Genomic DNA, 24,185 nt, shown 5'->3' with positions numbered 1-24,185 from the left:
GACCTGAAGTCCTATAACTATAGCAGTTGAACGACAAATTGCTGGCGCAAGACGGGACAATGGACTATTTCTAAAAGACAGCTGCGAAACCAAGTTATGAATTATGGATACACAAAAGGCTGACAAATGAATTTCGATCAATATTTGACAATTCTGGCAAAAAACGACGGCTCCGACCTCTACCTCAGCACCGGCGCCCCTCCATGCGCCAAGTTCCACGGCAAACTGAAACCGATTGACAAGAATCCACTGCCGCCCGGAGAGATTAAATCTATTGCTGAATCCATCATGGATGAACAACAAAGGGAACAGTTCGAGGAAGAGCTTGAGATGAATCTCGCCTACAGCATCCCCAGTGTCGGGCGCTTCCGGGTCAACATATTCAAGCAACGAAATGAAATTTCCATCGTCGCCCGGAACATCGTCACGATCATTCCCAACGCGGATGATCTGGGACTTCCTCCAATACTCAAAGAAGTCATGATGTCGAAGCGGGGGCTGATTCTGTTTGTCGGGGCCACCGGCTCGGGTAAATCCACTTCATTGGCGGCCCTGATCGATCATCGCAATTCCAACAGCGGTGGCCACATCATCACCATTGAAGACCCGGTTGAATATATCCACAAACACAAGAAAAGCATCATCAACCAGCGGGAAGTGGGTGTGGACACCCGCAGCTATCATGCGGCACTGAAAAACACGTTGCGACAGGCTCCTGATGTTATCCTGATCGGGGAAATACGTGACCGGGAAACCATGGAACACGGGCTGGCCTTTGCCGAAACCGGCCATTTGTGTATTTCCACCCTACACGCCAACAACGCTAACCAGGCTCTGGACCGAATCATCAACTTCTTCCCGGAAGAACGCCGTCCCCAATTGTTGATGGACCTGGCACTCAATTTGAGAGCCTTTGTCTCCCAACGCCTGATCCCTACAGTGGATGGTAAACGCGCGGCCGCCATTGAGATTCTGCTGGGAACCCCCACCATCAGCGAATTGATACTGCGTGGCGAGATAGAAAGCATCAAGGAAGCAATGCAGAAGTCAGAAAACCTGGGTATGCAGACGTTTGATACAGCACTCTTCAAACTGGTACAGGAAGGACGGATCAGCGAAGAGGAAGCACTGCGTAACGCGGACTCGGCCAACAACCTGCGCCTGAGGTTGAAACTGCATGGCAAGCAGCAGGAGACAGCTCCAGCAGCCAGCGCCCCGCCTTCGCAGGAGGAAGCTCCCGCACCAGCGCCGGCTCCGGCGCCCAGCAAGCCTTTGTCAGGTTTATCCCTGAGTCTGCAGGATATCGAAGAAGACGAAGACGATAACGAAAACAATATATAAAACAGGAAGTATCCATGAAACCTCTGAGTCCGGTAGACCAGGTATTTCTCTGGTTGGAAAAACGTCAGCAGCCCATGCACGTGGGTGGGTTGCATATTTTCAGTTTCCCCGAAGGCGCCGGGAATAAATACATGACGGAACTGGCCGAAATCATGCGCGCCTACACAGATCCCCAGCCCCCCTTCAACCAGAAGCTGCACTTTAAACTGGGACAATACTATTGGGAAACGGATAAGCAGTTCGACCTGGAGCACCACTTTCGCCACGAGGCCCTGCCAAAGCCCGGCCGCATCAGAGAGCTGCTGTCCCACGTATCAGCGGAGCACAGTAACCTGATGGACAGGGAGCGGCCTTTATGGGAAACCCACCTGATTGAGGGTATTCGCGGCCGTCGCTTTGCTTTCTATCATAAAGCCCATCACTGCATGGTGGATGGGATCGCTGCGATGAGAATGACCTTGAAGTCCTACTCTTTCGATCCCGAGCGTTCAGATATGCCACCGATCTGGGCGATGAAATCAGACAAACGGCCACGCAATGAGGTCACACCGGGTGATACGATTCAGAGCATTGCGCATTTTCTGGAAGGCGCCGGAAAGCAGATCGCCACCATCCCCACCCTTGCCCGTGAAATGACCAAAGCCATGGCGAAGTCGCGCAAGAGTGATGAATTCGTCTCTATTTTTAATGCCCCCCAATGTGTTCTCAACCAGAAAATCACCGGTTCCAGGCGCTTTGCAGCCCAGTCTTACCCGATTGAACGGATTCGGGCCATAGGAAAAGTGTTCAAGGCGACCCTCAATGACGTGGTTCTGGCGGTATGCGGAAGTGCACTGAGGAATTACCTGATCAGCCTGCAGGAACTGCCCGATCGCCCGCTGATTGCGATGGTGCCCATGTCCATACGCAAGGATGACAGTGATAGCGGCAACCAGGTCGCCATGATCCTGGCCAATTTGGGCACCCATCTGGCCGACCCGACTCATCGGCTTGAAGTCATCAAGCATTCTGTCTCGGAAGCCAAACAGCGCTTCAAACAGATGAGCCAGGAGGAGGCAGTCAACTATACGGCGCTAACGCTGGCACCAACGGGCATTAACATGCTGACTGGTCTGGCTCCCAAGTGGCAGGCATTCAATGTCATCATTTCCAATGTTCCCGGGCCCGACAAACCCATGTATTGGAACGGCGCCAAGCTTGAGGGATTGTATCCGGTATCCATCCCTGTTGACCGGGTTGCTCTTAATATTACCTTACTGAGCTATGTGGATAATCTGGAATTCGGACTAACCGCCTGCCGACGTACCCTACCGTCAATGCAAAGGCTGCTGGACTATCTGGAAAGCGGTATCAAGGAATTGGAAATCGCAGCCGGGATCTAGCCGCGTGCCGAAAGGCGTGGGAAACACGCCTATTCTCTGGGTATATCGCCTGGGGTATCGATATCCAACAATACGCCGGCATCGCCGACCGGCTGCCTGATCACGCTATCGGCATAACGCTCAAGTAACGACCGGGCTCCCCGGTCGCCTTGCAGTGTCTGAATGGCCTTAAAGAATGAATGACCAAAAATGACGGGATGTCCTGCTCTGGCAAGACCGTCCGCCTCCTGATACTCCGGCAGAATAATATTTCCGGCATCAGCCACTGATGCCAGCCTCTTCAAAGTTGAAACATCGATAAATGGCATATCTGCCAGAACAATTCCAGCCCAATTCCAGGATACGACCTGAGTAATCCCCCAAGCGAGGCTATGCCCCATACCCTGCTGAGCCTGGGGGGCAATACCATATTCCAGTCCCTTGCGTTCCAGTATTTCATAGACTTCAGGGGTATCTTGCCGGCACACGGCAAACACTGGAATGCCAGTGGCTACAAGATGATCCAGTGTCTGCTCCAGTAGTATCCGGCCGTTATCCAGCCGCGCCAGAAGTTTATTGCTTCCGAAACGGCTCGATTGACCGGCACAGAGTATCAGCCATCCCATGGCTGCTTCAGCTCAACACAATTGGCAGTTTACGAATACGCTTACCTGTCGCCCTGAATACGGCATTGGCAACGGCTGGAGCGATTGGAGGTACACCAGGCTCCCCGATACCGCTACTGGATTCCTGGCTGGGAACGATAACGACCTCGATTTCAGGTGTTTCATTCATCCTCATGACCCGGTAATCGTGGAAGTTGGATTGCTGCACCTCTCCGTCCTGGAAGGAGATCTGCCCATACAGGGCCGCTGACAGACCAAATATCACGGCACTCTCCACCTGCGCTTCCACCATATCCGGATTCACCACCTGACCACAGTCAACCGCACATACCACTTTATGAACCTGGATTTGATTGTTCTTAACAGACAACTCCACAATCTGGGCCGCATGGGTCATAAAGCTTTCATGGACAGCCACTCCCCGGAACACACCCTTGGCAGGAGGCTTGCTCCAGTCTATCTTTGCTGCAGCAGCTTTCAGAACCCCGACGTCTCTGGGTCGATCGGCCAGCAGTTTCAATCTGAAAGCGACCTCATCCCCACCACTCTGGAGAGCCAGCTCATCAATAAATGACTCAACAGCAAAGGCCGTATGGGAATGTCCGACCGAACGCCAGAAGCTGACCGGAATCCCGGCATCAGCCTGAGCGTGGGAAACCTCGATATTGGGGATCACATAAGGCAACTCTACGGCACCTTCTGTTGGTGACGAGTCCGCTGTCGTTAACGCCGCCAGTTTTGCGCCAACCTTCACCATGAACTGCGGCGCCCAGCCTGGAACAATCGCTCCAGCGGCATCCTTGGCATAGTGATCGAGGATCCGAGGACAGGCAATTTCGTGTTTCCAGGCGGAAACCTGGTTGTTTTCATCCAATGCCGCGGTAAGGCGGTGAAGCGCTGCCGGACGAAATACACCATGCCGCGTGTCTTCTTCCCGGGACCAGATCAGTTTGACCGGTCGGTCGATATGAACCGCGATGGATACGGCTTCCGCCACAAATTCCTGGGTCAGACGACGGCCGAATCCACCACCGATAAAGGTAGAGTGAACCTGGATATCCGACATCCCGAGTCCGCTCTCCCGTTTTGCCACCGCGCGTGCGATATCCGGAACCTGGGTAGAAGCGTAGACATCACAACGTCCGTCGCGAACCCAAGCCGTACAGTTCATGGGCTCCATGGGAGAATGACTGAGAAACGGGGCATGGTATTCAGCCGTGAGTGTTTTAGTCGCCTGCGTGATCGCCAGTGCAACATCACCTTCCTCCCGCTCCTTTGAGCCCCCCTTCTCCAACGCTTCTGCATATAGGGAAAATACATCGTCATCCGATGGTTTACCGATGTCTCCAGCCTCAAAAACCGTTTTCAGCTTGAGCTGGGCCTGCCGGGCCTGCCAGTATTGTTCCGCTATAACGGCAACTCCACGCGGCACCTGAACGACTTTGATCACTCCCGGCATGGCAGCGGCATCCGAGGCATCGAATGACTTCACCACACCACCCACCATGGGCGGGCGGCTGATCACGGCATATACCATTCCCGGTAACTGGGTATCGATACCAAACTCTGCAGTACCAAAACTTTTCGCTTTGGCATCCAGCCGTTTGTTGTATTTGCCGATATATTTGAACTGACCCGCAACTTTCAATGGAACACTGTCCGGCATTTTCTGATGTCCGGCCAATTCAGCCAGTTCACCGTAGGCCATCGAACGCCCCTGCCCGTCCAGACACTTTCCGTCCCGAGTCTGAACATCACTTGCCGAGACTTCCCATACCTGAGCAGCCGCCGCAACCAGCATGGCACGTCCGACGGCCCCGGCCTCACGAATCAGAGGGCTCATCACGCGCATACTGCTACTGCCGCCAGTCATCTGCAGGCCGTATTCCGGATGCTTGTAGGCTTCATCAACCGGCGCAAATACCACCTCGATGGACTCAGGATTCACATCCAGTTCTTCAGCCAGCAGAGTGCACATACCGGTATAGGTACCCTGGCCCATTTCCACACGGTCCAAAGTAAAAATCACGCGATTGTCGGTGGTAATCTCCAACCAGGCATTCGGTCGCAGCGAATCTTCCTTACTTCCGGCAGGAACAGAAGCGCACCCCGGCAGATTCAGGGCTATCATCAAGCCACCCGCTGCGGAGGTGGATACTTTAAAGAAATCCCGACGGTTAAGAGAAACCTGGTTCAAAGCCTTGTCTGTCTGCATCATATTCTCCATCGTCTTCACCTATCTTTGCGCCAGAGCATCAGGGCCTTGTGCCGGAGCATCAGGGCCTTGTGTCGGACCATAAGAGCCTTGAGCCGGGGCTTGAGAGCTTTGAACGGGGTTCTGCACAGTGACCTGAGAGGTCGGAGAAAACTCGACAACTGATGCCTGGAGATTTTCGGCAGCCACCTTGATCGCTTTCTTAATTCGGGGATAGGTGCCGCAACGACAGATGTTACCGGACATGGCATTCACGATATCGCTGTCGGAAGGATTTGGATTCTGCGCCAGCAACGCACTGGCGGACATCAACTGGCCGGACTGGCAATAACCACATTGAGGAACATTCAGGTCCTGCCAGGCCTGTTGCAACGTATGAGGATTCTGTTCATCACCGATGCCTTCTATAGTCGTGATTTCCATCCCTACGACGGAACTCACCGGCGTGATACATGAACGGATCGCAACACCGTTCTGATGCACGGTACAGGCACCACACAGTCCCATGCCGCAACCGAATTTGGTGCCCGTCATTTTGAGTTCTTCACGAATAACCCACAGTAACGGGGTTTCGGGTGATACATTCACTTCCCGTTCTGTGCCATTAATTTTTATTTTCATCATTGATCCTCAGCATTCCAGGCCAGCTGCCAGTGGACGACATGTCGAGCCATACTAACTGACCACCGGTCACCTGTCTAGCAATCACCTGACTGCCCTCCAACGGTCTGGCTGTTAACGGCCAGGCCATCAACAAGGAGTACGCCGAGGATCAATGTCCGGTTATGCGGATAACCTCATAACCGGTTCAGCCCTTTCTGGGTTTAGTCGGCAACCGGCAGTCCGGGAACCGGGAACACAAACTCAGATTCCACAGGAAAATGGTCCGAGAGATCCCAGCTTCCCCAGTGCTCTGAAGTCACCAGACGCGGAACCCGTAACCGGTTATAGCTGTATAGGGGTGCCAGATGCTGGTTGGAGTAAAGCACATAGTCCAGAAATTCGTTGTAAACATCATCCGCATATACGTTGACCAGACCGGCATAACTGTAAGGATACTCACCCAAGGCTTCCGGCTCTGAGGCATCCAGAATGCTCAGCATGTCTTCTCTTTCTGCGGGAAAATGAATTCTGTCCACGTTGAAATCCCCGGCCATTAATACCGGTTCACCCGCCGGAATATTCTTACTGTCCACAAAACGCTTCATCTGCGCCAATTGATCCATCCTGACAGCAATATCCTCACTGGTGGTGTAGGCATGAGTGTGGGTACCAAACAGATGATAAATCTGTCCGCCTTTATTGATTTTCGCGTAGTTGATCCCTTTGGAAGCAAAGCAGCCATCGTTGCGGCAGGCATCATATACTTGAGTGTCCTGCTCCAGCACCGGCCAGCGGCTGGCAATGAAAGACCCACCGGTCAGAATCTTACCCAGCTTGAAAGGGATTTCCGTCAGATAGGGATACTCTTCCTGCAGACGATCCCGGAATTCCGCCGTCAGAATAGGATCAAACACCTCCTGGAATACGACGGCATCATAGCCTTTCATAAGATCAGAAATACCATGGAGACGGTCATGGGTGTTCTTGGCTATCAAACCGGGAAGTAACGCCCAGGTGTTGTAGGTAAGCACTTTGAAGTTATTGGATACCGGTTCCCGCTGAGTCGGCTGCCAATCGTTGTTGATCACATAGTAGATGTCATCCCCAGAGGTTCTTGCCACCTGGGAACGGAATGCCAGGGTTGAGGGCTGGTCTTCAAATGCCATGGGAATATTGTGAATGTCCCGGTCGTAATACCAGGGATCAGACTCAGCCGTGAGCCACATCTTCGAGAAATTCCAGGTACCTTCCAACTTCTGTCTCAACACCACGTTTCCGGTAGGGCCACTGACAACCGAATCAAAATAGTAGGTCTTGCCCCACTTGATCCCTTCGTCCCGGTTAAAACGTAAAAACTTTACTGTCGCTAGCGGAGCCACTTCATAAGCCAACTGCTCCCACTCATTCCCTTCCACCACATTATCGTGCCCACTTTGTGTGACATCGATAGTCAGCGTATCCATCGTGCTGTTGGTGAGATAAATATAGGATTCAGCCTGCGCCTGCCCGATCAGCAGCACAGACAGCATAAACACAGCGAATATTTTCATTCAGATCTCCTGAGGCTTTAATTATTGTTGTTGCGCAGAAGAATGTTACAGAATGTAAATACGCGTTTTCGGAACAAACTCACATATTGAACGGCGTTCATTTAACTCTGTTCAACTTTGTGAAAACAATCGCTAAGATCACTCCGGGTATGGACAAGTAAAAGACAATCAATAAGCAGGACGACTCAGACAAAATGACATCATTTCCCCCTTCACCACTCATCACAAGTGGTCAACCTCGTACCGGCAGACTGAGCCAACCGGTCAGCGCAATTAACTACCTGGACTTCGACTTTCGCAATGCCATGGATAAGCCCTACCCTTCCTGGCGTCGAAAAATGCGTTTTAACCAGTTTCATTTCTTTGGCATTACCGCACCGACACTCTATGTAGGCATGGCCATTGTGGACTTGAAATGGGCAGCCAATGCCTTCGTCTATGTTTCTGACACGGTTTCCGGGGAATATCAGGAATACAGTTTTATTGCGCCATTCGGTCTAAAAACCAGTATCGGGCTGACGCCGGAACAGAACGACTCCCGTTTTGAAAACCGCCAGGCCGCCTTCACCTTCAAGAGCGATAACCATGGGCACTTCGTGAGAGTAAGAGTTAAGGGAAAGTTGGACCTGGAGGCTCAATTGGATTTTCCCAACCCTCATACTCCTCTGAGACTTTGCTGTCCGGCAGGCTATAACGGTTGGGTTTTCACACAGAAATCGGCAGGCCTGGAGGTCACAGGAACATTGAAAACCGGTGGTCAGAGCATCGATCTTCAGGAGAGAGGGTGCCGAGGTTCATCTGATTATTCCTGCGGCTTTATGCGTCGGGAAACCGTATGGAAGTGGACCTGTATCAACGGATCAGATCAATACAATAATCCGGTGGGACTTAACCTGGCCAATGGCGTGAATGAAACCGGTATGACGGAAAATACACTCTGGCACCGCGGCCAGACCATCACTCTCCCGCCGGTCCAATATCACTTCTCCAGAAGCAGGACGGACAGCGACTGGGTGGTGTGCTCTGAAGACGGGTCAATCAATCTCACATTCAGCCCGTTGGGGAAACGAACCAGTAAAGAGAACTTCCTGCTGATCGCCTCAAATTTCAGGCAGTATTTCGGGCTCTATTCAGGAACACTGCAACTGGCCTCCGGCGAGGTGCTGGAACTCTCTGCCCAGCCCGGTTTCGCCGAGGACCATTATGCAAAGTGGTAACGAGTTACCATTAATAAAAGTGGTGACTAGTTACTTTTAGTGATAGTGGCTAGTTACAGGTGATTAGTTACTATTAATTGTGGTTAGTTACCACCGACTAATTGTGGTTAGTTATCACCGACTAATTGTGGCTAGTTATCACCGACTAAGAGTGGTTAGTTACCACCAACGGGCGGAATCACATCAGATCCGTCAGTGCGCCGCCAGATAACCTTGGGAGGCGACGCCTTGATCTGGCCGTTGGTATTCCAGATTTCCTTGGGTTCGTTACGATCCGGGCTGTCCTTCCAGATTTCAGGGCCTTGATAGCTGCCGTCAGAGGCGCAACCGGCCAATACCAATGCTGAAGTGAATATTACAGTTGAGGCTTTCGCTATCAGTATTTTCTTCATTGATTCAGTATCCAAACCATTAAATTATTCAATTATCAGTACACAAAATGACAAGTCAGGCCGCCTACCTCAATCCGAAACGCTCGCGGTTATTCTGTTTTTCTTCATCGCTCTTACGCAACAGAATATAAACGGCACCGGTTCCACCATGGTGTTTCTGGGCAGTATGGAAAGCCAGAACCTCGTCAAACTCAGGCAGCCATTTATTCACGTAGGTTTTAATCACAGCTTCCTGATTCTGGTTGCGGTCACCTTTTCCGTGCAGGATCATCACCGTGCGAAGACCGTATTTCAGACAGTCCTTAATAAACTGAAAGACTTCTCTGCGGGCTTCGTCCACGGTTTTACGGTGAAGATCAAGACGGGCTTCGATCTGGTATTGCCCCAGCCTCAGCTTACGGTATACACCATGCTGAACACCATCTTTCTTGTACTCCAGTACATCGTTACTTTTAAGCAACTCGATATGTTCATCTGTTGCCAGGAAATTTAAATCCAGCAACTTATGTCGGATTGCCGACTGGCGCCGGGCAATCTGCCCCGGGGTTTCTTCACGGGATTTCTTAACATCCGCCTGATTATGGGGGGCCAGTGGTTTCACATCCGACATTTCGGAAGTAAAACTATCGTCGGGTTTATCGGGCACGGGTCACCTCACTTCATTCCCCGGTATTCTATCGAACCCGTTATGGAAAAGCAGCGATAAGGCGCTTAAAAATCAGTAATTGAACCAACCCGTGCAAATTTCAGGCACTGAGAGGTTTCTCTTCCAGGTTGACCAATGCCACTTGATTACGTCCCCCCTGTTTAGCCTTGTACAGCGCCTTGTCCGCCGCCCCCAGCAGACGCTCGACCGGTTCCCCGGCTTGCGGAATACCGTAACCGATACCCACACTGATGGTCAGTTCAATAGACACCCCTTCCGCATCAACAGGCTTGGCAGCCACCGCCTTGCGCAGCCGCTCACCAACCTGAATGGCTCCCTCCTCATCCGTATCGGCCAGAATAATGGCAAACTCTTCCCCACCATATCGGGCAATGCAATCAGTCGGGCGCTTGATCTGATTTTCCAGAACCCGGGCCAGCGACTTCAGGCATTCATCTCCCGCCAGATGACCATAGGTATCGTTAATATTCTTGAAGTGATCCGCATCCAACAGTATCAGCACCAAAGACTCCCGATTACGCTTGGCCCTCGACCACTCCACCGCAAGCGTCTCATCAAAGTGACGCCGGTTGCGCACCTGGGTCAAGCCATCAATGGTATTGAGCATTTTCAACTTGGCGTTGGCCGCAGACAGTTCTTCAAGCGCACTCTGGAGTTCCAACGTGCGGGTTCTGACATTCTCTTCCAACCTTTGATTAGCATCGTTCTGCATTTCGAGAGCCCGCTCCTGCACCTCCCGCAGCTTGATTTCATTGATCAGTGCTTCTTCCTGGGCGATCAACCGTTGCCGCCGTTCTTCATTCATCCGGTCGGCCACGGCAAAGGACAGCAGTATCACCTCGATAGCCGCCCCCAGCTCCGGACCATATTCAATCAGATTGGTTCGCGGCAATAACCCCAATTTGGCCATCAAAGCAACAAACATTCCGATCAGGAACACTGTCCAGGCAAAGGTATAAAACTTCCCTGCCTTCAAGCCCCTTTTCCAGCCATTAAGCCCAAACAGGAACATCACCACACAACCTGCAGCGGCGGTAAGAATCCCTGTCACGACACTGATCGAATAGGGAATGACAAAACTCAGCAAGCTCTGGATCAGGCCCGCAACCAAAATAAAATAGAAACCGGACTGAACCAGCCGTCCAGCCTCCCGGAGCATAAGAAAATATCGGGCAAACAGTGCTCCCAGGGAGACCGCCATTCCAGCAAAGAACATCAGGCTTCGCTCATTCCAAAAGGGCGATTCCTGCCAGAGAAATTGATAACTGTAACCACGCAACGCCAGTTGTGTCATCGCCAGACAGCAGACATAGGCCGCGTAATAGAAAAAGACCGGATCCCGGCTACTGATAAACAGCATCAGGTTATAGATGGCGATCGTGATCATGATGGCAGCGAAAAAGGTATGCAGCGTCAACAAGTCCTGATTGGCTTTCTCATGCGCGGTCCGATTCCAGATATTGAGAGGAACCTGCAGTGACCCGTCGGTCTGCACCCGAAACATCACCCTGAGCGTCTGACCGGCTTCCAAAGGAACCGGAAACAGGAAGTTACGGTTATAAACGGGACGTTCGGAGAAATAGTAATGATCTCCGGTGATATAGGTCTGCTTGATGGTATCCCGATCAACCACATAGAAGTCGATGCCATCCAGCAAGGCATACGCGATTTCTACCAATATTGTCTGATCAACGGGACTCACCACGTCAAAGGTAAACCAGAAAGGACGGGGGTTTATTCCGAAATTGGGTGTGTCCTCGTTGACCTGGGTCCAGCCACCTTGACGAAAGTCGTCCAGAGCCTCACGAAGCCGGGCGGTTTCATCCAACCGGCTGGTGTAGTACCACTGGGTCCCCGGTGATATGGGGAAATTGTCACCGGCGATCACGACCGGCGAGGCCGAAACATTTACCGAAATCAGCCAGCACAATACCGCCACACATCGAATGACTGCCTGTAATTGTTCGAATAACCGTAGTTGAACAAATGACCGTAGTTGAAAAAATGACCGTAGTTGAGCAAGTGGCTGTAATTGAACAAGCGACTGTAATTGAACAAACGAAAGCAATCGCGGATGGTCCCGCCAGGAAGACCGAAGACTCAACCACAACAAATGCCGCCGGTTGACCCGCTGAAGATTCTTACTCATGCAGCTGGTTGTTTCCCTGAGTGAAGACATTATTCATAGTCATTACATCAAACGGCATCCGATCTGGTTTTTAGCCGTCACCCACCATAAAGACTAGAACATATGACATAGAAAGACAGATAGGAATATAGGGTATCTAAGTGGCAAAAGAAGTCTGAGGAATATGACACACTTTTACGTTACCACTTGGTCTTGCGAGGTTATTGTCAGATGATCCGGATACTCAAAGTATCTTATGGAGCACGATCCGCTAAGGATTAGGGACTTGCAGAAAAGTCAGGCTATAGAGTAACTGAAGGGATCTGACCGTCGGTAATAGTTACGCTGACGTCGGAAAGCTTTACCCCGTCAAGCTCCCTGATGAAGGCCTGACTGGCCTTGCCCAGCACACCACGTAACCGGCATGAGGACCGTATGGGGCAATAAATACCGTCACAGTCGATTGCCGCCAGGCAAGGCTCCATATCCCTGACGACATCTCCGACGCTGATGCTCTCTGGAGAGCGTGCCAGACTGATACCCCCCTGTTTGCCGCGAGTGGATACCAGATATCCCATCTGAGTAAGTTTCTGGCTGACTTTGTTCAAATGATGAAGATTCATTTCGAAGGATTCAGCCAGATAGCTTAAGGCGACTTTCTCCTGAACCGGTCGGCCGGCCAAATATATGAGCGTGCGCAGGGCATAATCGGTAAATCGGGTTAATTGCATATGTTTCCATGCCTGATGCCGGCGTTCTTTTCTCTCATCAACATTCGAATCAACGCTCGACGCCGGGCACCTTCATCCTATAGCTCTCTGTGACATGCCAGCATGTCACACATTAGTAGATCCCTGTGGCATGCCTGCATGTCACACATTGGTAGCTCCCTGGGGCAGCCTGCATGTCACACATTCGCCGGCGCTTCAAAAGCATCGGCGAGAATGGCATTCATCGATGCTCCCTGCAGAAAACATTTCTTCTGCAGTTTTCGCACGGTATCGGGTGCTCCGCACAGGAAGACCCTCCAGTCCTTCAGATCCGCATGCCGTGTACTGACCACTTCAATAACGTCCCCTTCCAGCATGCCGGGTTTGGCACGCCGACGGACAACCGGCCGAAAATGCAGTTGCGGAAATGTGTAGGCAAGTTCCGTCAGCTCCTTCACCAGATACAATCCGGATGGATCGCCGGCGGCGGCATACAGATATATTGGATAGGTATGGCCGTTACCCAACGCTTCTTTCAATACGCCGTATATCGGGCTCAGCCCCGTTCCCGTTGCGACCAGCAGTAAAGGATGGCTGAGGCAATCAGGAGTATAAAAGCACTGTCCGCGAGGTTGGCTGATCAGGCATTCCTGACCGTTGACCAGCGTTTCATCCAACCATTCGCTGATAATTCCCCCTGCACGTTTGCGGATATGAAGCTCAATATAACCATCCCGTTGCGGATGGCTGGCAATGGAAAAGCTCCGGCCTTCAGTATCACTGCGCCACAAGGTCGTATACTGGCCAGGAAACCAGTCGATTTCCGACTGCAGACGAACCCGAAGAATATCCTTGGTCAGTCGGGTTTTGTCCAGCAGCCGGGCTTTGACCCGTGCGGATTCCAGAGGCAGGGACAAATCCATGTCAGATATCGGATAACACTGACAGGCAAGAAATAGGTTCTGGGCTTTTTGCGTTTCCGTCAGCCCTACCTGAGCCTTAGCCGGGACATCCCCGGTCTCAGCACGCATCATGCAGGCATGACACACCCCTGCACGACAACTGCTCGGAACAGGCTGGGCAGACTGCTCCATCGCCTCAAGAAGACTCTGATTTTCAGCGACTTCGATCTCCCTGCCCGCCATTCTGACTCGTGTCATCTTCATTTCTCCCGATTACTTCCTAGGTTTTCCTGTGGCTTCCTATACCGTCCTATGACTTCCTATACCGTCCTATGACTTCCGAGTTGTGAACCAACCGCCTGTGTGTATCAATAGAAGAAGATGACTAGCGGTTCAGAACGTCATTCCGGACACTTTCAGCAATGCCGGCAATCTGGGCAATGTCCTCGTCAGCCACTCCCAATTCCTTCAAAGTAGCTCCGAGATTTTCAATCACTGCATCCACATGAATGTCGTTCAAACCTTTAAGGTTCTTGTGTGCCTCACGCATGTCCTTGCCTGAATAGCTGTTCGGACCGCCAAACACCATAGTCAGGAAAGCTTTCTGTTTTTGTGCCTGTGCCGCCATATCCACACCATCGAAATACTCACTGATGCGGTCATCCGCCAGTACTTTGCGATAGAAAATGTCAACGGCTGCGTCAACGGCGGGAGCCCCGCCCAGTTTTTCGTACAAACTCATCCCAGTCTCTCCATTATTCGCGATAGTGTTTCTTCAATATGATTTAGCGTTGTCTGACAGCCTCGTGACAGGCTGCGATTTATTGCATTTCATTTACCAGTTTACATATTGGTCAATAGCAGGTTCCGGGCCATCCATGATTTCTCCTTTTATTTCATAAGTTTGCTTTATCACGCCTATTGCTGGGGACCTTGACAGTATAGGTGAACGCACCAACTTGATCCTCCATAGAACACAACGTTTTACAAGTCGCACCATCATGGTTAACCGACAATAGGCCGAATCCCCCCTAGCCTTCAGGCATCCTTCTCCGCTAATATCTGAGCAGCACCAACCCTCCTATTCATTAAAACCAACCCATCCTTCCGACCCCTTTTGCAGATATGGAAAGTTTGCAGAAATGGAGAAAGGGTGTGTCCGTTGCAGAAATGGAAGAAAGGGGTGTGCCCGATTATTTGCACACAACTTGAGCGACACATGATCCAGTACGAAATCATTCGATCAGCAAGACGAAAAACGGTCGTCATCGAGGTTCACCGGGACCAGAGCGTCAAGGTCCGGGCACCATTGAAAGTGAGTGAACGAGAGATTGAGCGGTTGATCAAGCAGAAAAGCCAATGGATCAACCACCAGCAGCTAAGGCAAGCCTGCCTGCCGCAAAAAGAAACTCCTCCAGGGTTTGAGGACGGCAGTGCGCATTATTTCCTCGGCCAGGAATATCCTCTACGCTGGACCCCGGGAGTCTTCAGAAGCTCCCTGATTGATGGGGAACTCTGCATCCCCTTCCCTGATCGAAAGTCTGAGACGCATGCTGAGCACCACGTCAAACACTGGTATCGCCAGCAAGCCCATAAACTCTTTTCCGAAAGAATCGATCACTGGATGCAGCAGATGGACCATTGGGGCGTTGCACGCCCGGAACTGAAGCTTCGGTTCATGAAGCGCTATTGGGGGAGCTGCAGCAGCAAGGGCGTTATCACCTTAAACGTCCACCTTCTCAAGGTGCCCATGCCTCTGCTGGATTATGTGGTCACCCATGAACTCAGCCATTTGAAGGAAATGAACCACAGCCCTGCATTTTATACCTGGCAGGCGTCACTGGTACCAGACTGGAAGCAACGACGGGAAGAGTTAAAAACCTGGGAGTGCAGAGTTCTGCTATAACGCCTCTGCACTCTCGAACAACTCTACACTCTCGAACAACTCTACACTCTGGAACAGCTCTACCTCCTGGAACAACTTTGCACTCTGGAACATCTCTGCATTCAGATGATCCCACGAGATACCCCGGCGATCGTCATGACCTGAATGATCACATGCCCCAAATGATGACATAACCATACGATCAATAGCTGTATTGAAGCGTTTTGCGTGCAGTCTGCTCAACCGGAACAATGCCCTGTCCGGGGATATTAGCCACCATCCTGATAAACCGGTTCTGCACTTCCCTATAGGGCAACAGAGTGGCAGGATCCAGCAAGATTTCAGTTTTACCTTCGATCATGGCCTCCACGTCCTCCGGCATATCTGTATCGCTATTCTCACGTAACCCCTGAGTCATCTTATGGGCTTTTTCCAGAATCGTTTCAGCCGCCGCTTCCAGATCTCCGCTATATTCCTGCTCAATACGGAAGCAGTCTTTGTCGCCACACTTTTCCCATCCCAGGTAACGGGTGACTGTTTCAAATTCAACCGTATCGCCGGTGGGTAATTGAAACGGTGAAACCTTGGTTTCTTCCGAGCCGATTTCAACCGTCTTACCCGCCAGGCCTCCAAAGCGGCCGTTCCATTCCGTCATTTCCTTCGCTTTGAGTCTCTCCGCAGACACCGCTCGTGCAATCTTCTCAAGTACCTGCTCCGGGATCTTGTCCTTCAGCTCATCAAGCACTCCTTCGAATCCCACGACATCCTGTATTTTTCCATCCTGATTAATCCGATATTCAAGTGATCTTTTCAATGTGGCACTAATCAGAGGATTCCCAACTTTTCTGCCGTTTCTGAACAAACTCAGATCCGAAACATCATGAAATTCAGACCAACCCGCTTCATTTTTTTTGATAGTGACCGCTTTTCTGAGTTTCATTTCCTCAGTCAGGATTTGAGACTTCCCAGAGGCTTGAGCTTCTTTTTTCTGGACGGCTTCCAGTTTGACTTCATAAGTCAGACCGTCGGGAGGATTGTAGGTAAAGGTCACTGTGTCTTCAGCCAGAACGGCAGAGGAAACAAGACAACAGAGTGTTACAGGAAGCAGACCCGTGCGTCTGGAAAATAGGGAAAACATGGCAGTTCCTTAGAAAATTATCGATGCATTTCGCCACAAGATTGTCGGTCAAGATTACTAAAACCCTACAATTCTCACCAGCAATTCAGGGTATGGTGACTAAACTTGATACAATATTCACTTAATTACAGCGCAATATGGCGGAAGACAAAAGAAACAGTCCGAGGATAAAAGCGTCGTTCCAGGTGGAGTTGACTCATCCTGAGTTCGGCACAATCAAAACCAAAACCCGCGATATCTCGGAAAATGGTGCTTTTGTCATTGTTAATGAAGAGCAGACGCCGGAACTTCACATGCGGGTGAGTATCCGTGTGCTTGGACTGCCCGGCGAACCAGGCGCCCCTGTGGAAAGCGAAGTTGTAAGAATAGAACACGAGGGTGTGGGTGTTAAATTTATTCAGGACGACCAGGAAGAACTCGAAGACGATATGGACGATGAATTCCTGATTTGAACCTCCCCTTGAACTCCCCTGTTACTCGGCTTCTTTATCATCCTTTTTCTTCTCTTTCTTCACCTTTAATTTCTTGACCTTGTACCCTGTTCCCGGCCAGGCCGCGTCAATTTCTGCCGCCTGTTGCTTGGCGGTAAATTCTTCCCACAGAATGCCGTTACTGTCCTTATCACAAGTAAACTGTGGAACATCGTCCATTTCCCAGCCAATATGCCGTAATTTGCCGACATCACCCGGTGATGCTTTACGTATGGAGAAGTTGAGTTCTTTTGTGCGCCACAGGGCATATTGACCATCCACCACAACGTCTGCGGCCTGCCCAATGCGTTCATTGTATTCCTCGACAGAGGCATTAACGTCCTGAACAGCGATTGCCAGATGAAAAATGCGGCCCATATTTAACTAACCCTTTGCTTGTGCTTATATTTGAGATTCTACAGGAGCCTCTGTCACCTGCCTTTCCCGGGGTCACAAGACTAGGCTCTGAAGCTACTAAACTCAATAGGTCATATTTCTTATACGGCACCATTTCATCTTAGACAGTGAACTTTGTCTACAACCAAAGGTGAATAGGATTCATCCGCCACCGGGGCAAGAATGGGTCAAAAAAGAGTCAGGCGATGATAGAAAAAAAACAAACATCCGGCGACATGGCGACCAGTAAGGCCGAGATCCCGGCAGTAGCCGGTGACAAAGCGGATTCCGTCCCCAGGAACATTCGTGCTTTGATCGATGCTCTGCGCCAGTACCCGCCCTTCAATCAGATGGACGACAGGGAACTCATAACACTGCTGGAAAAGTCCACCGTGGAGTATTTCCCTGCAAACACCATTATTCTGTCCCCGGAAGACGGCGTACCATCGCGTTTCTATATTGTAAAAAAAGGGCATATCGCCGGGGAACGACTCATGTCGCGGAACGGGGATGTTCATCCGACGTTCGACATCGGTCCCGGAGCCTGTTTTCCGATCGCCGCACTTTTAGGCGAACGCCCTACCCGGACAGTCCATAAAGCCTTAGAAGATACCTTCTGCATTTCCTGCGATAAGGAACACTTCACTCATATCGTTTCCACCAGTAGAGTGTTCAGGGACTTTTGTCTGCGTGGCATCAGCGGATTGCTGGAACAGGTTAACCGCCATGTACAGGCTCAGGCCCAGTTTAATCTGGGTGATGAATATTCACTTGAGACTCCCTTACAGGATTATCTGCACCGGGAAGTCATTTCCTGCTCCCCCGACACCAGTGTACGTCAGGCGGTAAAAATCATGGATGACCGGGGAATCGGCTCCATGGTGATCACCGACCCGATGATGACCCCTCTGGGTATCTTTACCCTGAGAGATCTAAGACACCTTGTGGCCAATCCCGATGCCCGGCTGGATGCGCCAATATCCGAGGTAATGAATCGGGACCCGATATCTTTACCATCATCTGCCACCGCTTTTGATGCCGCCCTGGTGATGGCCAAGCATCATTTCGCCCATGTGCTTATCGCTGATGATGCCCGGCTGAAAGGCGTTGTCTCGGAGCGGGATCTGTTCTCTTTGCAGCGGGTAAATCTTGTTCATGTCGCCCGTACACTGGCCAATGCTCCCAGTGTGGAAAGCCTGGCAGAGATGCAATCGGATGTCGCCCTGTTGATTCAGACCATGATCGCCCATGGCGCCAGCGCCGAACAGATCAATCGTATCGTTTCCCTGCTGAATGATTACACCACTCGACAGGTCATCAGACTGGCAGTGAAAAAGATCAAACACCCTGACGTGGAATTTGCCTGGCTAACGTTCGGTAGTGCCGGACGTCGCGAACAGACGCTACTCACTGATCAGGATAACGGCATCATTTTCAAAGCCGCTGATCCGGAAGAAGCAGAACAGATCAGAGCCGGACTGCTACCTCTGGCCCAACAGATCAACCAGGATCTCGACCGCTGTGGTTTTACCCTGTGTCAGGGCAACATCATGGCCAGCAATCCGAAGCTTTGTCTCAGCATGGATGAATGGAATCTCTGGTTTAACCAATTCATTGATGCCGCCACTCCACAGAACGTCCTGAATTCCTGCATTTTCTTTGACCTACGCACCCAATGGGGACCGGAACATCTGGCAGAAGACATGTTCACAAATGTCCGGCAGCGTATCAAACAGAACTCCATCTTCCAGAAAATGCTGGCAGGTGCTGCCTTGGAAAGCCGCCCTCCGTTAGGTTTGTTCAAGGGGTTTGTCACCAGGAAAGAAAACGGCCAGGAAGGAGTGGATTTAAAAACCCAGGGGCTCACGCCATTTGTCGATGCAGCGAGAGTTCTGTGTCTGGCACATGGCCTCAAGCCCACCAACACCCTGCATCGGCTACGGCAACTGGTGCGGGCTAACGTGGTGGAAGAAAAGGATGCCGACGCATGGGAAGAGGCTTACAGCTTTATCCAGTTATTGCGGTTACGGCACCATTTAGCCCAAAAAAGTCACGGTAAGGCGCTATCCAACCTCGTGGATCCTGACGATCTGAATCAATTGGATGAGAGAATTCTTAAAGAAGCCTTCCGGCAAGCCCAACGATTACAACGAAAACTGGCCTGGAATTTCCAGCTTTAGGCACGATGGCACATGATATCTTACTTCCAGCCCCTGGCATTTCAATTCAACACGGACCGACAATCAGGCAATCGCATGCAAAACATCACCAGTAAATGGCCTCCTCCAGAGGCATCAACAATATTGAACCAGATTCGATGGGTTGTGGTGGATGTGGAAACCACCGGACTGAATATTCGCAAAGACCGCGTGATTGCCATTGGAGCCGTTGAAATCGATCAGATGAAAATCAACCTCAAGCAATCTTTTGAACGGGTGTTTGACCCCGGTGTAGACCTGGAACACGAGAATGTTCTGATACATGGACTTTCCCCTCAGGAACTGCAGCAGGGGACCACGCCGGAACAGGGTCTTAAGGATTTTCTGGATTTTGCTGCCGGTTCTCCCCTGCTCGCTTTTCATGCCCCGTTCGATAAACATATGCTGGAAAAGGAGAGTAAACAGTGGCTGGGGGTCAGTGCCAGATTACCCTGCTACGATGTGGCGGATTTTTGTCTGGCCCTGTTCCCGGACCTGAGCAAACAGTTGCGAGGACTCGATGCATGGCTGGAACATTTTGGGCTGGAAGCTTCCGAGCGCCACCATGCCACCTGTGATGCGATGGCAACGGCAGAGCTCGCGTTGATTTGTCTGCAAAAGGCTTACAGTGAAGGCATTGATACCTGGGGACAACTTATCGATAGAATCAGCACTGCCACCAAGCTTCACAGAAGCCGACATACGTTTTAGCTGTTCTGGCAATTCCTTTAGTTGTAAAGGCAAGTCCTTTAGCCGTTCAGGTTCCCTTTCTCCGTAACGAATAAAAAAGCCCTCCTGGAAGGAGGGCTAACACAACCATCTGAATGGAAGAGACGAAAAAGATGTCATCCGTTCGCAAGGAACAAAAATACGGCTATCCGTTTGAAAGTACAGTTATCTGTTTGAAAGAAAGTGACTGCCGGGTCATCCCCAGGCGAGGTTGAGCACTTTCAGCACTTCATCAAAGTCCGCCTCGGCGGGATTGAACATGATAGAACCGTCATCCAGCGCCATATCGGCAATTCTGGCCAGTTGATCACGCCCGACCTTACCGGTTTCTTCCAGAGTTCTCGGTAGTTTGCAGCGCTCGTATAGTTCATCACGAAGATCCCTGATGGTCTCAATAGCCTTCTCCGCCCTTTGTCCTTCAGGGGTTCTGGCATAAACCTCAGCACCGGCCAAAGGCAACAGGAGCTCTGACAAAGCTTCCCGGCTCTTATCTTTGGACAGGTTATATTCCAGTACATACGGCAGGAACAGACTCATACACAAACCGTGTGGTAAATGACAGATTGCACCCAGAGCATGTCCCAATGAGTGAACCAGCCCTACCATACTGTTGGAGAATGCAATGCCGGCCATCGTAGACGCCTGGGCCAATTCCAGACGACCTTCCACGTCTTTGGGGTTATCCATCACGTTCAGCAGGTTATCGCTGATTTTACGGATCGCGGATAGCGCGTAAGCATCACTGAGCGGGTTCTTCGCCAGGCAGGTGAATGCTTCCGTCGCATGAGTCAGGGCATCCATCGCGGTGGCAGCGGTAATATGCGGAGGCAACGTCAACGTCATACGTGGATCAATAATGGCCGCATTCGGCAATAAAAATGGCGATCCGAAAGGTAGCTTCACCCCCTTGGATTTGTCGGCAATGATGGCGACAGAGGTAACTTCAGATCCGGTCCCGGCAGTAGTGGGCACCACAAAAAACGGCTTAAGTGGACGCTTTAAAACACCGGCTCCGGAATACTTGGCAATATCATCTCCGCCTTCAGATACCAGGACATTCACCCCTTTACTGGTATCAATCACCGAGCCGCCACCCACGGCAATAATGGAATCCGCTCCGCTGTTGCGATACAGCTCGGCAATCTCTTTGACCACTTCGGTTGATGAATCGGGAGGAACATCGTCAAACACCGCGACCATCGCAACTCCGCTTTCGTCACATGCGGTTGTCACATAATCTGTCAGGCCTGCGCCACGCACCCCCTTATCCGTAATCAGCAAGGGCCTGGATGCACCAAGAGCACTCAATTCAAAAGGGATGTGCTCCAGAGCGGCTTCTCCGGCAATAACCTTCACCGGACAGAAGAATTCATAAAAACCTTTACTCATGCGAATTTCACCTGTTGCGAGATAAAGTTAGTGGCCACGCGCAGATAGATTCTGGCTCCATGAAGCACCTTTTCCGGCAAAGGAATATGCGGATATTCCTTGATCGCCAGTTCCGCCACCAGTTTGGGCAGAATGTAGGCTTCCAGACGATTCAAAGCCCGGGTCATGCGTATGGCAAAGGAAATGTCTCCATCCACAATCATCCGGTCGTTGGCAAACGCCTGCGCCGTACTCTCCTGGAATGACAGAATGCGGAAAGCGTGTTCCAGGTGTTTGATATAGATCGTGAGATCAGGTTTTTCAGTGGGGATATCGTCCAAAAATTCCAGGCTGTTGTCCGCCGTTTTGCGAAGCGCAAATCCGGGCCCGTTGGGCAACACCTGCATGGAAAACACAAAGCCTTCGGGAAATGCGCTGGAGATTTTCTGAATTTCCTCGTCCTGCTCGGAAATCGCCTGCAGTGCACGCCCGACAACCTGCATCATGGTAGTGACATAGAGACGCTTTGACTGACTCATCGCCAACGTCTTGATTTGCTGTAACGACATAACCGCCCGACACCTTCTCAATGATGTTGAAGACACATTCTTATAGATTTTTGTACTGCTGCTCTATTCATTGCGGCCGGGAACTGATCCCGAAGCTCAAGGAGCTGGTTTAAGACTGACACCCTCGCAATTAGAGTTTTTACTCTATTCCCTAAATTTCATCGAGTCAAGAGACTCATTTCTCACTGGCTGCAATGTCTGATCCAATAATCCTTCGTCTGTTCATCGGCAGGGAAAAAGTGCTCTATGCGAATGCTCTGAGCCGTCACATCCAAAGGAGTACCAATGGTGGCGATCGTAGAAAACATATTCAGTCGCGTATCTCCAAGGCGCAAACTGAATGAGACTACCGGTTTATCCAGATTTTCCACCCGGTGTTGCTTCCAGTCTGATGGAATTCCCGGAAGCTCAAGCGCCTGCTTCAACAGCAGGTTCTCCCTGTCCCGATAGGGTCCGGAAAGGTGTTCCTGGTAAATCCTTTGCAGCATATGGCGGGCCAGTTGGTCCCAATCTTCCACAAAAGGTTTCAAGCTGTTTTCATCCAGAAAAGCAAGCAGCACATTAGGGCGTTCAGCAATCTTTCCGCCAAGTGCCACCATTGCCTGAATCAGGTAAAACTGGGCCGCATTGCCATTGACCAGGTTGTAGTTCTGGTCAAAGACCATGGCAGGATAAGGCATGTGCGAGACCAACATATGGTCGAGCGCCTCTTTCACCATTCTCATTTCCGGGGCATACAGGTCCTGCTGGGTAAACACCTGGCTAAACCCCGCAGCAGACAGCAGACGGTTGGTTCCCGCCAGATCAGCACCGAGCACCTGGGCCAGGTGTAGCACCATCTGCTGGCTGGGCATGGATCTTCCCGTTTCCAGAAAGCTGATATGTTTCGAGGACACGTTGGATTCCAACGAAAAATCCAACTGACTGAATCGCTGGGCGACCCTCATCTCACGCAATAAAGTTCCAAACGCACTCACATGATCCTCCGTTTATCAGAAAAACCGATCTGACTTCATCCGCCTGTTGCTCCGGCTTCCCAATATTAACCTCAAACACCGTCATCTATTCCATTACCTGACAGGTAATTGCGGCCGCTACCTGTATTGCCGTTTGATGATAGGCACACAGCAGTAGTGACAATCAAATCATTCGTAGACAGACAACACAGTCGTAGACAAAGCAGAAGACAAATATAAGGAACTGAAAATGAAAAATAGCGGACAATTACTGGAAATCAGCCTTGTTTCGAGATCAGAAAAACCATCTGATCATTTGAGCAGAATCCTGATGTTTGATGGGGCATTATCCCTGTTGCTGGCAGTTGACCTGATGCTGTTCTCAGATCTTGTGGCCGGGCTGATGGGCTCAGTGCAAGCCAATATCTATTTCGCATTGGGCGTTGCATTGGCGATTTGGTCTGTCGATCTTTTTCTACTGGCGGCAAATGAGCGCTTCAGAAGCCGGTTTACTCATCTGACCGTCTGGGCCGACTGGATTTGGGTAGCCGCCACCCTGGCGGTGATTATGGCATTCAACGATCTCTGGACGGGATTCGGAATCGCTACCCTGACAGCCATAGGGGTTCTGGTAGCAGGTATTGCCCTGATGAAAACCCGGGCACTTCAGCAACTCGCCGGGAACGACGGATAAAACCCCAGAAAAAAGACAAAAAAAAGCACAGTATCCTTACTGTGCTTTCCGGTGTTAGGACGCTTCCTTT

General features: G+C 51.0%; 23 protein-coding genes and 1 pseudogene. 8 read left to right on the top strand and 16 right to left on the bottom strand.

Translation table 11 applies throughout. The features are described 5' to 3' along the window. Positions 1 to 126: 126 nt before the first annotated feature. Together BTA51_RS15720 and BTA51_RS15715 are read left to right on the top strand one after the other, a co-directional pair. Positions 127 to 1,341 carry a PilT/PilU family type 4a pilus ATPase gene (locus BTA51_RS15720; protein WP_094708858.1) on the top strand — a complete coding sequence of 405 codons (1,215 nt, stop codon included), beginning with the start codon at positions 127 to 129 and terminating at the stop codon, positions 1,339 to 1,341. A 14-nt stretch (positions 1,342 to 1,355) separates the two neighbouring features. Next, positions 1,356 to 2,723 carry a wax ester/triacylglycerol synthase family O-acyltransferase gene (locus BTA51_RS15715; RefSeq protein ID WP_094708856.1) on the top strand — a complete coding sequence of 456 codons (1,368 nt, stop codon included), beginning with the start codon at positions 1,356 to 1,358 and terminating at the stop codon, positions 2,721 to 2,723. A gap of 29 nt (positions 2,724 to 2,752) precedes the next feature. Here BTA51_RS15715 and BTA51_RS15710 read toward each other — a convergent pair whose 3' ends face one another. The 4 genes and pseudogenes from BTA51_RS15710 to BTA51_RS15695 form a co-directional block, all read right to left on the bottom strand. After that, positions 2,753 to 3,328, bottom strand: a complete 576-nt coding sequence (locus tag BTA51_RS15710; protein WP_094708854.1) for an NTP transferase domain-containing protein — start codon at positions 3,326 to 3,328, stop codon at positions 2,753 to 2,755. 7 nt (positions 3,329 to 3,335) lie between these two features. Then, the gene (locus tag BTA51_RS15705; RefSeq protein ID WP_246841056.1) at positions 3,336 to 5,555 is read right to left on the bottom strand and encodes a xanthine dehydrogenase family protein molybdopterin-binding subunit; all 2,220 of its coding nucleotides are present in this window, start codon (positions 5,553 to 5,555) and stop codon (positions 3,336 to 3,338) included. Positions 5,556 to 5,720: 165 nt separating this feature from the next. Then, a pseudogene (locus tag BTA51_RS15700) lies at positions 5,721 to 6,167 on the bottom strand ((2Fe-2S)-binding protein); the annotation flags it as partial. Between the two features lie 200 nt (positions 6,168 to 6,367). Then, positions 6,368 to 7,696: a sphingomyelin phosphodiesterase gene (locus BTA51_RS15695; RefSeq protein WP_094708850.1), complete on the bottom strand. Its 1,329-nt coding sequence runs from the start codon at positions 7,694 to 7,696 to the stop codon at positions 6,368 to 6,370. 194 nt (positions 7,697 to 7,890) lie between these two features. Here BTA51_RS15695 and BTA51_RS15690 point away from each other — a divergent pair, with 194 nt between their 5' ends. Next, positions 7,891 to 8,913, top strand: coding sequence for a DUF2804 domain-containing protein (locus BTA51_RS15690; protein WP_094708848.1), 1,023 nt, complete (start codon positions 7,891 to 7,893; stop codon positions 8,911 to 8,913). Positions 8,914 to 9,068: 155 nt separating this feature from the next. Here BTA51_RS15690 and BTA51_RS15685 read toward each other — a convergent pair whose 3' ends face one another. The 6 genes from BTA51_RS15685 to BTA51_RS15660 all read right to left on the bottom strand — a co-directional run bounded on the left by BTA51_RS15685 (position 9,069) and on the right by BTA51_RS15660 (position 14,454). Continuing rightward, positions 9,069 to 9,305: a hypothetical protein gene (locus BTA51_RS15685; RefSeq protein WP_094708846.1), complete on the bottom strand. Its 237-nt coding sequence runs from the start codon at positions 9,303 to 9,305 to the stop codon at positions 9,069 to 9,071. Between the two features lie 64 nt (positions 9,306 to 9,369). Beyond that, entirely contained in the window at positions 9,370 to 9,951 is a 582-nt protein-coding gene (smrA, locus tag BTA51_RS15680; protein ID WP_094708844.1) for a DNA endonuclease SmrA, read from the bottom strand. A 100-nt stretch (positions 9,952 to 10,051) separates the two neighbouring features. Next, on the bottom strand, positions 10,052 to 12,121 hold the full coding sequence (locus BTA51_RS15675) for a diguanylate cyclase (RefSeq protein WP_168188195.1): 2,070 nt from the start codon (positions 12,119 to 12,121) through the stop codon (positions 10,052 to 10,054). 281 nt (positions 12,122 to 12,402) lie between these two features. Further along, the gene (locus BTA51_RS15670) at positions 12,403 to 12,831 is read right to left on the bottom strand and encodes an Rrf2 family transcriptional regulator (protein ID WP_094708840.1); all 429 of its coding nucleotides are present in this window, start codon (positions 12,829 to 12,831) and stop codon (positions 12,403 to 12,405) included. 176 nt (positions 12,832 to 13,007) lie between these two features. Beyond that, the gene (locus tag BTA51_RS15665) at positions 13,008 to 13,970 is read right to left on the bottom strand and encodes a 2Fe-2S iron-sulfur cluster binding domain-containing protein (protein ID WP_168188194.1); all 963 of its coding nucleotides are present in this window, start codon (positions 13,968 to 13,970) and stop codon (positions 13,008 to 13,010) included. Between the two features lie 127 nt (positions 13,971 to 14,097). Beyond that, positions 14,098 to 14,454, bottom strand: coding sequence for a group 1 truncated hemoglobin (locus BTA51_RS15660; protein ID WP_094708836.1), 357 nt, complete (start codon positions 14,452 to 14,454; stop codon positions 14,098 to 14,100). A 477-nt stretch (positions 14,455 to 14,931) separates the two neighbouring features. On the opposite strand from BTA51_RS15660, the gene BTA51_RS15655 reads away from it, so the two are divergent. Next, positions 14,932 to 15,618: a M48 family metallopeptidase gene (locus BTA51_RS15655; protein WP_094708834.1), complete on the top strand. Its 687-nt coding sequence runs from the start codon at positions 14,932 to 14,934 to the stop codon at positions 15,616 to 15,618. On the opposite strand, the gene BTA51_RS29945 is transcribed toward BTA51_RS15655, so the two are convergent. Both BTA51_RS29945 and BTA51_RS15650 read right to left on the bottom strand, forming a co-directional pair. Next, positions 15,613 to 15,795, bottom strand: coding sequence for a hypothetical protein (locus BTA51_RS29945; RefSeq protein WP_141215610.1), 183 nt, complete (start codon positions 15,793 to 15,795; stop codon positions 15,613 to 15,615). The genes BTA51_RS15655 and BTA51_RS29945 overlap by 6 nt on opposite strands. Positions 15,796 to 15,799: 4 nt before the next feature. Further along, positions 15,800 to 16,735 carry a hypothetical protein gene (locus BTA51_RS15650; RefSeq protein ID WP_094708832.1) on the bottom strand — a complete coding sequence of 312 codons (936 nt, stop codon included), beginning with the start codon at positions 16,733 to 16,735 and terminating at the stop codon, positions 15,800 to 15,802. 137 nt (positions 16,736 to 16,872) lie between these two features. Here BTA51_RS15650 and BTA51_RS15645 point away from each other — a divergent pair, with 137 nt between their 5' ends. Next, positions 16,873 to 17,187, top strand: coding sequence for a PilZ domain-containing protein (locus tag BTA51_RS15645; protein WP_094708830.1), 315 nt, complete (start codon positions 16,873 to 16,875; stop codon positions 17,185 to 17,187). A 21-nt stretch (positions 17,188 to 17,208) separates the two neighbouring features. On the opposite strand, the gene BTA51_RS15640 is transcribed toward BTA51_RS15645, so the two are convergent. Beyond that, the gene (locus BTA51_RS15640) at positions 17,209 to 17,583 is read right to left on the bottom strand and encodes a hypothetical protein (RefSeq protein WP_094708828.1); all 375 of its coding nucleotides are present in this window, start codon (positions 17,581 to 17,583) and stop codon (positions 17,209 to 17,211) included. Between the two features lie 224 nt (positions 17,584 to 17,807). Between BTA51_RS15640 and BTA51_RS15635 the strand changes: the two genes are divergently transcribed. Both BTA51_RS15635 and BTA51_RS15630 read left to right on the top strand, forming a co-directional pair. Next, positions 17,808 to 19,781 carry a putative nucleotidyltransferase substrate binding domain-containing protein gene (locus BTA51_RS15635; protein ID WP_094708826.1) on the top strand — a complete coding sequence of 658 codons (1,974 nt, stop codon included), beginning with the start codon at positions 17,808 to 17,810 and terminating at the stop codon, positions 19,779 to 19,781. A gap of 75 nt (positions 19,782 to 19,856) precedes the next feature. After that, a complete protein-coding gene (locus tag BTA51_RS15630) occupies positions 19,857 to 20,510 on the top strand; it encodes a PolC-type DNA polymerase III (RefSeq protein ID WP_094708923.1) in 654 nt (217 codons plus the stop codon). A 213-nt stretch (positions 20,511 to 20,723) separates the two neighbouring features. Here BTA51_RS15630 and BTA51_RS15625 read toward each other — a convergent pair whose 3' ends face one another. The 3 genes from BTA51_RS15625 to BTA51_RS15615 form a co-directional block, all read right to left on the bottom strand. After that, a complete protein-coding gene (locus BTA51_RS15625; RefSeq protein ID WP_094708824.1) occupies positions 20,724 to 21,917 on the bottom strand; it encodes an iron-containing alcohol dehydrogenase in 1,194 nt (397 codons plus the stop codon). Then, positions 21,914 to 22,465 carry a hypothetical protein gene (locus tag BTA51_RS15620; protein WP_094708822.1) on the bottom strand — a complete coding sequence of 184 codons (552 nt, stop codon included), beginning with the start codon at positions 22,463 to 22,465 and terminating at the stop codon, positions 21,914 to 21,916. The genes BTA51_RS15625 and BTA51_RS15620 overlap by 4 nt, the downstream gene beginning before the upstream one ends. 182 nt (positions 22,466 to 22,647) lie before the next feature. Beyond that, positions 22,648 to 23,442, bottom strand: a complete 795-nt coding sequence (locus BTA51_RS15615) for a helix-turn-helix domain-containing protein (RefSeq protein ID WP_094708820.1) — start codon at positions 23,440 to 23,442, stop codon at positions 22,648 to 22,650. Positions 23,443 to 23,671: 229 nt separating this feature from the next. Between BTA51_RS15615 and BTA51_RS15610 the strand changes: the two genes are divergently transcribed. Beyond that, on the top strand, positions 23,672 to 24,115 hold the full coding sequence (locus tag BTA51_RS15610) for a hypothetical protein (RefSeq protein ID WP_094708818.1): 444 nt from the start codon (positions 23,672 to 23,674) through the stop codon (positions 24,113 to 24,115). The last annotated feature ends 70 nt before the right edge of the window (positions 24,116 to 24,185 follow it).

Origin of the sequence: Hahella sp. CCB-MM4, assembly GCF_002260525.1 — a bacterium.
Classification (GTDB): domain Bacteria; phylum Pseudomonadota; class Gammaproteobacteria; order Pseudomonadales; family Oleiphilaceae; genus Hahella.
The sequence above is the reverse complement of the archived record's forward strand: the minus strand, read 5'-3'. Positions and strand labels throughout refer to the sequence as shown.